At 43.2% G+C, this 12,376-nt stretch carries 10 protein-coding genes; 6 read left to right on the plus strand and 4 right to left on the minus strand.

Going from position 1 to position 12,376, the window contains the following annotated elements; translation table 11 throughout:
• A complete protein-coding gene (locus XPG1_RS12680; RefSeq protein ID WP_045959376.1) occupies nucleotides 1–1,278 on the plus strand; it encodes an MFS transporter in 1,278 nt (425 codons plus the stop codon).
• A gap of 107 nt (nucleotides 1,279–1,385) precedes the next feature.
• Here XPG1_RS12680 and satP read toward each other — a convergent pair whose 3' ends face one another.
• Complete coding sequence (gene satP / locus XPG1_RS12685; RefSeq protein WP_045959377.1) at nucleotides 1,386–1,958, minus strand: acetate uptake transporter; 573 nt, start codon at nucleotides 1,956–1,958, stop codon at nucleotides 1,386–1,388.
• A gap of 350 nt (nucleotides 1,959–2,308) precedes the next feature.
• Here satP and dnaK point away from each other — a divergent pair, with 350 nt between their 5' ends.
• Both dnaK and dnaJ read left to right on the plus strand, forming a co-directional pair.
• Complete coding sequence (dnaK, locus tag XPG1_RS12690) at nucleotides 2,309–4,219, plus strand: molecular chaperone DnaK (protein ID WP_045959378.1); 1,911 nt, start codon at nucleotides 2,309–2,311, stop codon at nucleotides 4,217–4,219.
• Between the two features lie 103 nt (nucleotides 4,220–4,322).
• Nucleotides 4,323–5,450: a molecular chaperone DnaJ gene (gene dnaJ, locus XPG1_RS12695; RefSeq protein ID WP_045959379.1), complete on the plus strand. Its 1,128-nt coding sequence runs from the start codon at nucleotides 4,323–4,325 to the stop codon at nucleotides 5,448–5,450.
• 87 nt (nucleotides 5,451–5,537) lie between these two features.
• Here dnaJ and XPG1_RS12700 read toward each other — a convergent pair whose 3' ends face one another.
• Complete coding sequence (locus XPG1_RS12700) at nucleotides 5,538–6,422, minus strand: IS982 family transposase (protein ID WP_045959380.1); 885 nt, start codon at nucleotides 6,420–6,422, stop codon at nucleotides 5,538–5,540.
• Nucleotides 6,423–6,811: 389 nt separating this feature from the next.
• Nucleotides 6,812–7,660, minus strand: a complete 849-nt coding sequence (locus XPG1_RS12705) for a helix-turn-helix transcriptional regulator (protein ID WP_197541106.1) — start codon at nucleotides 7,658–7,660, stop codon at nucleotides 6,812–6,814.
• Nucleotides 7,661–8,058: 398 nt separating this feature from the next.
• Between XPG1_RS12705 and XPG1_RS12710 the strand changes: the two genes are divergently transcribed.
• From XPG1_RS12710 to nhaR, 3 genes are all read left to right on the plus strand, one after another.
• Entirely contained in the window at nucleotides 8,059–9,246 is a 1,188-nt protein-coding gene (locus tag XPG1_RS12710; RefSeq protein WP_045959382.1) for an MFS transporter, read from the plus strand.
• Nucleotides 9,247–9,642: 396 nt separating this feature from the next.
• Nucleotides 9,643–10,824, plus strand: a complete 1,182-nt coding sequence (gene nhaA, locus XPG1_RS12715; protein ID WP_045959383.1) for a Na+/H+ antiporter NhaA — start codon at nucleotides 9,643–9,645, stop codon at nucleotides 10,822–10,824.
• 224 nt (nucleotides 10,825–11,048) lie between these two features.
• Nucleotides 11,049–11,975, plus strand: coding sequence for a transcriptional activator NhaR (gene nhaR / locus XPG1_RS12720; RefSeq protein WP_045959384.1), 927 nt, complete (start codon nucleotides 11,049–11,051; stop codon nucleotides 11,973–11,975).
• Nucleotides 11,976–12,080: 105 nt separating this feature from the next.
• Here nhaR and rpsT read toward each other — a convergent pair whose 3' ends face one another.
• The gene (rpsT, locus tag XPG1_RS12725) at nucleotides 12,081–12,341 is read right to left on the minus strand and encodes a 30S ribosomal protein S20 (RefSeq protein ID WP_045959385.1); all 261 of its coding nucleotides are present in this window, start codon (nucleotides 12,339–12,341) and stop codon (nucleotides 12,081–12,083) included.
• Nucleotides 12,342–12,376 lie beyond the last annotated feature (35 nt).

Consider the following 12,376-nt stretch of genomic DNA (forward strand, 5'->3'; position numbering starts at 1 on the left):
ATGTCACAACATCACAATCGAACATTAAACAAACAAGATTATAAAACGCTGTCTTTGGCGGCGTTAGGTGGTGCTCTGGAGTTTTACGATTTTATTATCTTTGTCTTTTTCGCTACGACGCTTGGCGCACTGTTTTTCCCTGCAAATATTCCTGAATGGTTAAGGCAATTACAAACCTTTGGTATTTTTGCCACGGGTTATCTGGCCAGACCCTTAGGTGGGATCATCATGGCTCATTTTGGTGATCTGGTTGGGCGTAAGAGAATGTTTTCTCTCAGCATATTACTGATGGCCATTCCAACACTGACCATCGGCATGTTACCCACCTATGATGCTATTGGCCTGACAGCCCCTGTGTTGCTGTTACTGATGCGGATCATACAGGGAGCGGCAATAGGTGGAGAAGTCCCCGGAGCCTGGGTTTTTGTGGCCGAACATGTTCCCGATAAACGTATCGGATTTGCCTGTGGTGTTCTGACCGCCGGATTAAGCCTGGGAATTCTATTTGGTTCTCTCGTGGCAACCGTTATTACTTCCACTTATACCAAACATGAAGTTCTGGATTGGGCATGGCGTCTGCCCTTCTTTTTAGGCGGGATTTTTGGCCTGTGTGCCATGTACCTGCGCCGTTGGTTGCATGAAACGCCTATTTTCAAAGAAATGCAGGCACGCAAAGCACTGGCAGAAGAACTCCCCCTCAAATCCGTGATTTCTAATCACAAAAGTGCCATCACAATTTCCATGCTGCTAACCTGGCTACTTTCCGCTGGCATTGTCGTCGTCATATTGATGACACCAACCTATCTGCAAACAGTGTTTCATTTGGAACCATCATTGACGTTGAAAGCAAACAGTCTGGCGATTATTTCATTAGTGATTGGCTGCATTTTTGTCGGTTATTTATGTGATAAATGGGGAGCCAGTATCGTGCTCATGATCGGCTGCATACTGTTAGCTTTCTCAAGCTGGTTTTTCTATCACAATATTAGCCATGAACCGCTCAAACTCTTTAGTGCTTATTCCCTTGTTGGTCTGACGGTCGGCACCATTAGCGTAACACCTTTTATTATGGTCAACAGTTTTCCACCAGAAATCAGGTTCAGTGGTATTTCATTTTCATATAATGTGGCTTATGCCATTTTCGGCGGACTCACTCCGATTCTCGTCACCTTGCTGCTGAGGTATACCTCACTGGCACCCGCTTATTATATGATAGCTTTATCGGCTGTTGGTTTCATATTAGGAAGTTACTTGTGGAAAAGTCAGAGGGGAAAATGAAAAAGTACCGTGAATGCCCTTAATCATAAAGATGAAAATTCAGGATGAGCGTCAATCACTCATCCTGTCTAATCTAGATTTATCTAAACTAAATTTATCTAAAATAGTTAAGCGTGTTTCACTTCACCAATGGGCAAAATAGTACGGCCATATTGTTCATTCAGAACTTCAGCCATAGCCAGGTAAAACGCACTCGCACCACAAATAATGCCTTCAAAACCAGCAAAGATCAGGATACTGGCATTACCTGTTATATTACCAATTGCCAGTAATGCGAACAGCAACGTCAGGCTGCCAAAGACAAATTGCAGAACACGGTTCGCTTTTAGCGTACCAAAGAACATGAACAGGGTGAAAACACCCCACAGCGCGAGATAAACACCCAGGAATTCACGGCTGGTTGCTTCAGCCAAATTCATCATTGGCAGGAACAACAAAGCAATCAGGCTCAGCCAGAACATACCATAAGAGGTAAATGCGGTTGCAGCAAACGTATTCCCCTTTTTGAACTCAAAGATGCCAGCCAGCACCTGAGCCAAACCACCATAAAAAATGCCCATGCTCAAAATAACGGATGTCAATGGGAAAAGACCTGCGTTGTGCAGATTCAACAAAATGGTTGTCATGCCAAAACCCATTAATCCCAATGGGCCTGGGTTCGCCAACTGATTAGAATGCATATATCCCCTAGAAAATACAAATAATACAATAAATTAAAACAGCTTACCTGGATGCGTTCTTGCACCAAGAAACCCTAAAAGGCGGCGGATCATAATGTGATGACAACAACTACACAATGGCCTTCGAAAAATTTTTTGATTAAATCTCAATTTTTTTTCAATTCCCCCCTTGAGGATGAGATGAATGACCCCATCTAAGTTTCAACTACAGTTACTACTGAATGTTTCAGCATTAGCTGAAAAAAGAAATGAGGAATTTCTGGCAAACAGAGCCATTGAAAAGAAAACATTCGTCCTCATATAGCTTAGTAACTTGACCGAATATATGAATTCTTTGTGGAGGCGTTTAGATGGGTAAGATCATTGGTATCGACTTGGGAACTACCAACTCTTGTGTAGCAATTATGGACGGCACAACAACGCGTGTGCTTGAAAACAGTGAAGGTGACCGTACCACGCCTTCCATCATCGCATATACTCAGGATGGTGAAACTCTGGTTGGTCAACCAGCTAAACGTCAAGCTGTTACTAACCCGCAAAATACGCTGTTCGCCATCAAGCGTTTGATCGGCCGCCGTTTTCAGGACGAAGAAGTACAGCGTGACGAAGCCATCATGCCATACAAAATCCTGGCAGCGGATAACGGCGATGCATGGCTGGAAGTGAAAGGCCAGAAAATGGCACCTCCTCAGATTTCTGCTGAAGTTCTGAAAAAAATGAAGAAAACAGCGGAAGATTATCTGGGTGAACCCGTTACCGAAGCCGTTATCACCGTACCGGCATACTTCAACGACGCACAGCGTCAGGCCACTAAAGATGCTGGCCGTATCGCAGGTCTGGAAGTTAAGCGTATCATCAACGAACCTACAGCTGCTGCGCTGGCTTACGGCCTGGACAAAGAAATAGGCAACCGCACTATCGCAGTTTATGACCTGGGTGGTGGTACTTTCGATATCTCTATCATCGAAATCGATGAAGTTGATGGCGAAAAAACGTATGAAGTTCTGGCAACGAATGGTGACACTCACTTAGGTGGTGAAGACTTCGACAGCCGCATGATCAACTATCTGGTTGACGAGTTCAAAAAAGAGCAAGGCATCGACCTGCGTAATGACCCACTGGCAATGCAGCGTCTGAAAGAAGCGGCAGAAAAAGCGAAAATCGAACTGTCTTCTGCGCAACAAACGGACGTAAACCTGCCATATATCACGGCAGATGCAACCGGTCCTAAGCACATGAATATCAAAGTGACTCGTGCAAAACTGGAATCTCTGGTTGAAGATCTGGTTAAACGCTCTATCGAGCCACTGAAAGTTGCCCTCAATGACGCCGGCCTGTCAGTCTCTGACATCAATGACGTCATCCTGGTGGGTGGTCAGACACGTATGCCAATGGTGCAGAAAGCCGTTGCAGACTTCTTCGGCAAAGAGCCACGTAAAGATGTGAACCCGGACGAAGCAGTTGCAATGGGTGCGGCAGTTCAGGGCGGAGTATTGGCGGGTGATGTGAAAGACGTTCTGCTGTTAGACGTCACACCGCTGTCTCTGGGTATCGAAACCATGGGTGGCGTGATGACGGCCTTGATTGCCAAGAACACCACTATCCCAACCAAGCATAGCCAGGTGTTCTCTACCGCAGAAGACAACCAGTCGGCGGTAACCATTCACGTATTACAAGGTGAACGTAAACGTGCTGGCGATAACAAATCATTGGGTCAGTTCAACCTGGACGGCATTCAGCCAGCAATGCGTGGCACTCCGCAGATCGAAGTGACTTTCGACATCGATGCTGATGGTATCCTGCACGTTTCTGCGAAAGACAAGAACTCAGGTCGTGAGCAAAACATCACCATCAAAGCATCTTCTGGTCTGAACGAAGAAGAAATCCAACAGATGGTACGCGATGCCGAAGCAAACGCAGAAGCTGACCGTAAATTTGAAGAGCTGGTTCAGGTGCGTAACCAAGCTGACCAACTGATTCACGGTACGCGTAAGCAGGTTGAAGAAGCGGGTGACAAACTGACTGCTGACGATAAATCAGCGATTGAGAAAGCAACGTCCGAGTTGGAAACAGCGGCGAAAGGCGAAGATAAAGCGGAAATCGAAGCGAAAATCCAGGCTCTGGTTGAAGCATCCAAGAAACTGCTAGAAATCGCACAGCAACAAGCTCAGGCAGGGGCTACCGATGCGGGTGCAAGCAACGCGAAGAAAGAAGATGACGTTGTAGACGCAGAGTTCGAAGAAGTTAAGGACAAAAAATAATAGCCCTTAGCGGGCAAAGTAACAGGGCGCCTGTTACTTATTAACTGCACGGGCGTTGAGGTAACTCCACGCCCGTGCGTGCGTGTTAAGGGTAAACAATACGATGGCTAAAAAAGATTATTATGAGGTTTTGGGCGTCACCAAAACTGCTGACGAAAAAGAGATCAAAAAGGCCTATAAACGGCTGGCAATGAAATATCACCCTGACCGTAATCAGGGGGATAAAGAATCTGAAAGTAAATTCAAAGAGATTAAAGAAGCGTATGAGATCCTGACCGATTCTCAGAAACGTGCCGCTTATGACCAGTATGGTCACGCTGCCTTTGAACAGGGTGGCATGGGCGGTGGTGCCGGTGGCGGCGCTGACTTTAGCGATATCTTTGGTGACGTTTTCGGCGATATTTTCGGTGGTAGTCGTCGTCAGCAGCGTCCATCCCGCGGCTCAGACCTGCGATACAGCATGGAATTAACCCTGGAAGAAGCCGTCCGTGGTGTAACCAAAGAGATCCGCATTCCAACACTGGAATCTTGTGATCGCTGTCATGGCAGTGGCGCGAAAACCGGCACCCGCCCGGAAACTTGCCCGACCTGTCACGGTGCTGGTCAAGTACAAATGCGTCAGGGCTTCTTTGCTGTTCAGCAACCTTGTCCTCAATGTCATGGACGCGGAAAAATCATCAAAGAACCTTGTGGTAAATGTCATGGGCATGGTCGTGTAGAAAAATACAAAACCCTGTCTGTCAAAATTCCCGCCGGCGTCGATACAGGTGACCGTATTCGCTTGAGTGGCGAAGGTGAAGCAGGTGAACAAGGTGCACCAGCAGGTGACTTGTACGTACAGGTTCAAGTCAAGTCTCACCATATTTTTGAACGTGATGGCAGCAATCTCTATTGTGAAGTTCCAATCAACTTCGCAACGGCAGCACTGGGTGGCGAAATTGAAGTTCCGACCCTTGATGGTCGCGTCAGTTTGAAAATCCCTGCGGAAACTCAAACAGGTAAACTGTTCCGCATGAAAGACAAAGGCGTTAAATCCGTCCGTGGCGGCGCTCAAGGCGATTTGCTGTGCCGTGTCGTGGTAGAAACGCCAGTTAAGCTAAACGAAGAACAAAAAGAGCTGATGCGTAAATTAGGTGAGTCTTTTGGTGGAAAAAGCGGTGAAACCAACAGCCCTCGTTCCAAAAGCTTTCTGGATGGCGTGAAAAAATTTTTTGATGATTTGACTAAGTAATTGATACCTTAGTGAAATCTTTATTAACAATACCTCCTTATTATTCCGATCCATTGATAATAAAGAGGTATTTAACCCGAATTCCGTTTAAGCCGTCATTGGAAAATCTTCTTCTGAGTAGAAAACTTTCAGTGACGGTTTCTTCCATTTTAGGCAGTAAGCAATGACACCACCTAAAACGGTCAATAGAAATCCTTTTATACTTCGGTGCCGGGAATGCTCTATTTGAGAAATGGTTTTTAATTGCCCATTAATTGTTTCAATAATAAAACGCTTTGATAACATCATATTATCCCATTCAGCCAGCACTTGCGCTTTCATGTGACGGCGCTTTTTTGTCATGAACGTTACACCCGCTTGCGCTAAAGCACCTGCCAGTTCTTGACTAAGATAGCCTTTGTCACCATAAAGAGAACCCGTTAATGCTTTTGCTAATTCGCGAACCGGTTCCCGATCATCCACATTACCGGCGGTGATTTTGAGTGCCAGAATTTCGCCCTGATGGTTAACAATCAAGTGTAATTTGAAACCGTAAAACCACCCTATCGAGGTTTTTCCTCGCTGTGCCACCCCCTCAAACACCTTATGGCGGGGAATACGAATGTTATGGCACACGCGTAAACTCGTGGAATCAATAAAAGCGATCCCCGTGGGCTTTCCTTTTAACTGAGTCAGATAACTGCACAGCGGCACTAAAACGGAAGGGGAAACACTGACAAAACGGGTATAACTGAGCAAAGTTGGAAAATCGTGATGATGATATTTCCAAATATGCTCCAGATAAAAATGTTTAAAATCACGGTAATGCGACATGTGAAAGCGGATCAGGATGGTCATCATTTCACTGGGATACATGTGACCTTGCCTGCGGCGTAGACGATGCCCCTTATTAAGACAAAACTGTTCCCATTGAGGAATGAAAAAACGACAAAAGTCATCGACATCGCAGAAAATTTCAACTAGTTTGTTCATTGCCTGTTCCTTCTTAGAGCGGTTTTTGGTGTGCACCAAAACTTTGCTCTTGGAACAGGCACTTCGCCAATTTTTTATCCAGAATTCGGGTTATTTATTTTGTGTTCTTTCCGACCACACTAAAAAATAGAGAGACTTTCTTGCATAGTCATATGGAATGAAAAGATATAAGACTCAACATCTGGAAATCATAAGTTGGTCGGGTCGTCCAGCTTTCTGACGCCAAAAGCACGGCCTTGATGCAGTCACATACTCACCTATCATGGGTCGTATCATGCATCCATTCAGGGGCTTCTTTTTGAGCACCTGTCAGATTAATTCGCCTGGGTGAGATCATGAGCTGATACGCATAAGGAGAAATCATTACACTTCAATAAAATATTCTGTTATTACACAGCAAGTTTTATTTTTTCTATTAACCAGTTATTAAAAATTTCATTTTTGTCATCCTCTTTTACAGCATAGTAGACCATTCTAATATCCTGATGTGCGTCTAAAATGAGTGAGCAATGTTCGAATTTTAGCGTACCTATTTCATCAATAAATAAATTTCTCTCTCCACTACAAGGTCCATTAATATCATAACAATCCCATAACTCATTAAATTCATTTGATACTTCCTTAAGCTTATCAATTAAACATAGTAATTCTTTATTTTTTAGTGCCTTTGCGTAATCTCTTCTGAAACTATTCACCATCTGTATGACTTGTTCTTGGTATGGCTTGATACGCGATTTTATTTTATTATCCGTGAATAATAACCATAATAAATTACGTGATTGCGATCTATGCTTAGAAAAATGAAATATACAATCCGCGGCATGATTCCAAGCTAATACATCCCACCTTAAATTTAAAATATAGCTAGGCCGTACAGGTAAATCATCTAACAATTTTTTAATCAACGGAGGCACATAATACGTCGTTTGCACTAATTCATAAGGAAGTCTCTGTTGTACCAGTAAATACAAGTGTTGTTTTTCTGATTCATTTAATTTCAATACATTGGAAATATTATCTAAGAGCGTAGTTGAAACGTTGATTTCTCTGCCTTGTTCCAACCATGTATACCAAGCTACCCCAACTCCTGCTAAAGCAGCCACTTCTTCTCTTCTTAATCCTGGTGTTCTCCGCCTTTTTCCTGTCATCAATCCAACATCTTCTGGCTGTATTTTTCTTCTTTTTGAACTCAGGAACTCTTCTAATTCAGGTCGTGTTCTGGGAGGAACTTTATTCATGCTCATCATGATACCCTTACTAATAGTATATTGAATTATATTGTATCAATTATTTTTAGTCATAAAATGATATTTAAAAATCAGGTATGGCTTGTATCAATAAAAACGCGCTGAATTATATCCACACGATTACAAGAGGAAAATATGTATCAACACTGTCTTCAAAGATATGAATCGGTGTCATTATTAGAAATTTTATGCCAGATGCACCGTGCGTTCACAAGCGAGCTAATGACATATTTAGTGGATATAGATGGTTTTATGATCCTGAATCTATGCATTCCAATACATATTCTTGGTTAAAAAAATACAAAATTGAATTGAATTTTTGATAAGTACTCATGCCGCATTTTCACTTTTGAAAATAGCATAATAACAAAAATCACTGAGGTCTGAATATGCACTCAAACAATCCTTTTTCTGTATATCTCATCGCCATTGGTGCATTTTCCCTTGGTATGGCTTCATACGTAACAGCTGGATTAATCCCTTTAATCGAAACATCTTTTTCTGTATCCGTCTCTATGGCTGCACAGCTAGTGACAGCTTTCACATTGGCATATGGTTTGGGTTCGCCATTATTTGTTGCAATGTTACCGATGAATAAACAAAGACAAGGGCTTTTGATAGCACTTGCTATTTTCTTTGTGGCAAATGCAGCCAGCGCATTAAGCACTCATTTTCACACCTTATTACTATTCAGAGCAATTGCAGGCATTGGTGCCGGGGTCTATCTGGCTATGGGGATCGCAGCGGCGGCAGCCCTTTCAGGACGTAATAATCAAGGTAAATCCATCGCCATTATTATGGGAGGAATGGCAAGTGGTGTGGTCTTAGGTGTTCCACTAAGCCTTATCTTAGCTAATCATGCTGGCTGGCCAGCGGCATTATGGCTAATCAGTTTATTGGGATTGGCTTCATTTATTGGACTGGTTTTAAAACTTCCAACCTTACCTGATGCGCCACATATTCCCCTAAAAAGAAAAATAGCGATGTTAGCGGATAAAAAAATATTAATGATTCTGTTGGTCTCTCTTTTAGCGGCAATATCCAGTTTGGGAATGTATACCTTTATTGCTCCATTAATTTCAGATCCAAGCTATAACGTGACGATTTCTATTACTTCTTATTTATGGGTATGGGGAATTGGTGGGGTTATCGGCAGCTTCCTGATTGGGCCAATTGTGGATTGGATTAAAGGCCCATTACTAACACTGATTATCATGATCTTGCTAGCGATTTCCTTATTATTACTTCCGCTATTCGCTGAAATCAATCAATGGCTGGTGATGTTGCCAATCGCATTATGGGGAGCCGTGGGATGGGCATTACAAGTCCCACAAAATAATGAATTACTGAGTACACGTGAGAAACTGGGAGATGGTAATTTAGCTGTAGCGTTGAATGAATCAGCACTTTATCTTGGTAGTGCTATTGGTGCTGGACTCGGAGGATTATTACTTTTATTCAATTTCTCGGTATGGTTTCTCGCTATTGCTGCTGGTATCGTTGCGTTTCTAGGGGGTATTATACAAATCTTTTATCTTCTTCAAACAAAGAATAAGGTAACGAAAATTTCTCAGTAGAATGATGATAATCAGATATTGCATCAAGCTCAATCCGGCTAAATTATTTTATTATTCAATCCGATTGAGCTTTCAGCTATTTTTATAATCCCCTCAATAAGTAAACGTTTTATCAACTACATAACGGCAGCACCATTGCCCGCAGCGTTAACCAACTTAACAACACGATCATTCCCTCTGGCGATGGGAGAAACCGAAGCCAAATCTCCCATAGTCGTTGTTGCTTAAAATATCTTCTATTATTGATCAGTGTTATTTATCAATATGCCAGCCGGTTACCTCGACAAAAATACAGATCGGATATCACGAATAAAATCACACAAATAATCTGCTTTTTCCGAAGTCATAACTAGCATAACATAACGACCTCAAACAATTTCATAGGTTAATTTATTCATGACTGCAATCATTCGCCAATTCCTGAAATTAGAAGCAGCCGGAGGAATCCTTCTCATCATTGCGGCCATCATCGCACTGATGATGGCGAATACGCCATTGCAGGGTATTTACCATCAATTCCTCAATCTTCCTGTTGCTATACAATTCGCCGCATTGGAAATTAACAAACCGTTATTACTCTGGATCAATGATGGATTAATGGCGGTATTTTTCCTGATTGTCGGGCTGGAAGTGAAACGGGAACTCATGGAAGGCTCACTTGCTGGGCGTGACAAAGCCATTTTTCCAGCCATTGCAGCACTGGGCGGGATGCTGGCTCCTGCATTGATCTACCTACTGTTTAATGGCGGTAATGAGATCACACAGCAAGGTTGGGCAATTCCCGCAGCAACCGATATTGCTTTTGCGCTTGGGATCATGGCGTTGCTAGGAAAACGTGTGCCTACCGCCTTGAAAGTGTTTTTACTTGCCCTGGCAATCATTGATGATCTCGGGGTCATTATCATTATCGCGTTGTTCTATACCAAAACCGTCTCTTTGGGCGCATTAAGTCTGGCTGCTGCGATGATTGGGCTGCTGGTTTGGATGAACAGGAAAGGCGTCGCTAAAACATCCGCTTATCTGGTTGTTGGTGTTGTTTTATGGGTGTGTATCTTGAAATCAGGGATTCATGCCACCTTAGCTGGGGTTATCATCGGGTTTTTAATCCCGCTTCGCGATAAAAAAGGCGACTCCCCTTCTGAAACACTGGAACATGAACTGCACCCGTGGGTCGCTTATTTTATTCTGCCACTGTTTGCTTTTGCCAATGCCGGCGTTTCATTGCAGGGAATCACATTCGATGGCCTGACAAGTATGCTGCCTGTCGGCATTGCACTTGGCTTGTTTATCGGTAAGCCATTAGGGATTTTCCTGTTTAGCTGGACGTCAGTAAAACTGGGGATCGCCAAATTGCCGGAAAAAATCGGCATGTGGCAAATCTTCGCAGTTTCCGTCCTGTGTGGTATCGGCTTTACTATGTCTATCTTTATTTCTAGTCTGGCATTTGACGGTCACCACGACGCGTTTAGTACCTACTCCCGCTTAGGCATATTGATTGGGTCTACCAGCGCCGCTGTCATCGGTTATGGGCTGTTAAAGCGCTTATTACCGAAGAAGAATACCAAAGAAAAAACATAGCCAAACGAAAACGAATAGACTAATTTAAGCACAGAATCAGAAAGAGTTTCCGAATTCATTCATCCTTTTTTATTTTCGCGGCAGGACAGTGATAAAGAACTGATAACGACGATGCCGCGAATATTTCATCTCAATAGAAATTAGGAGAACGCCATAATCTGGCGGCCTGAAATGTATGGTCACGGCTGTTATACAGATGTGAGGCAATACACAAGGATCAATATATGCGGGTTTCACATTTAAACTTTAACCACCTCTATTATTTTTGGCACGTTTGCAAAGAAGGCTCTGTTGTGGGAGCTGCCGACGCACTCTATCTGACACCACAGACCATTACAGGGCAGATAAAAGCGCTGGAAGCACGGCTAGATGGGAAATTATTCAAACGTCAAGGAAGAGGTCTCGTGCCCTCAGAACTGGGGCAATTAATTTTCCGCTATGCAGATAAAATGTTTACACTCAGTCAGGAAATGCTCGATATCGTGACTTACAGCCAAGAGTCAAACCTGCTGTTTGATGTCGGCGTCGCTGACGCACTCTCCAAACGCCTGGTTAGCAAGGTATTGGAAACCACCGTCGTCGAGCATGAAAAAATTCACTTACGTTGTTTTGAATCAACACATGAAATGCTGCTTGAACAACTTAGCCAGCATAAACTGGATATGATCCTCTCTGACTGTCCCGTCGATTCATCGCAACAGGAAGGATTATTTTCTGTCAAGTTAGGGGAATGCAATATCAGTTTTTATTGCCGTCAACCGATCCCGGAAAAACCGTTTCCTGAGTGTTTGGAAGAGCGCCGTTTGTTAATTCCAGGTCGCCGCTCTATGCTGGGCCGAAAACTCCTGACATGGATTCGTAATAAAAACCTTCAAGTTGAAGTGTTAGGTGAGTTTGATGATGCAGCCTTGATGAAAGCCTTTGGCATGTATCACAATGCCATTTTCATTGCACCGTCTTTCTATGCCAATGATATTTTTGCCGATAGCGATATTGTTGAGATCGGCCGATTGGAGGCCGTGCAGGAAGAATATTATGTTATTTTTGCCGAGCGGATGATCCAACATCCGGCAGTTCAGCGTGTATGCAATAAAGACTTTTCTGCTTTATTCAGTTCTCCACCCAAAAGCCGACCTGAGAAATTACGTTAAAAAAATATTTTCGTAAAATCATCATGTTAATTTCAACATTGCCTAACTGACAGGTATAAAAAAACCGGCTTAAGCCGGTTTTTTCTAGCATATCAAAACCAATAATTACATTGCCTTGATTTGCGCTGCCAGAGCAGATTTATGACGTGCTGCTTTATTTTTGTGGATCAGACCCTTACAGGCTTGACGATCAACAATTGGTTGCATGTCATTGAATGCTTTCTGTGCAGCTTCTTTATCGCCAGCAGCGATAGCCGCGTATACTTTCTTGATAAAAGTACGCACCATGGAACGACGGCTTGCGTTGTGCTGACGGCGTTTCTCAGACTGTATGGCGCGTTTCTTAGCTGATTTGATATTAGCCAAGGTCCAACTCCCAAATATATTCTATCGAGGACAAT

It is taken from the genome of Xenorhabdus poinarii G6 (assembly GCF_000968175.1).
Taxonomy (GTDB): Bacteria; Pseudomonadota; Gammaproteobacteria; order Enterobacterales; family Enterobacteriaceae; genus Xenorhabdus; species Xenorhabdus poinarii.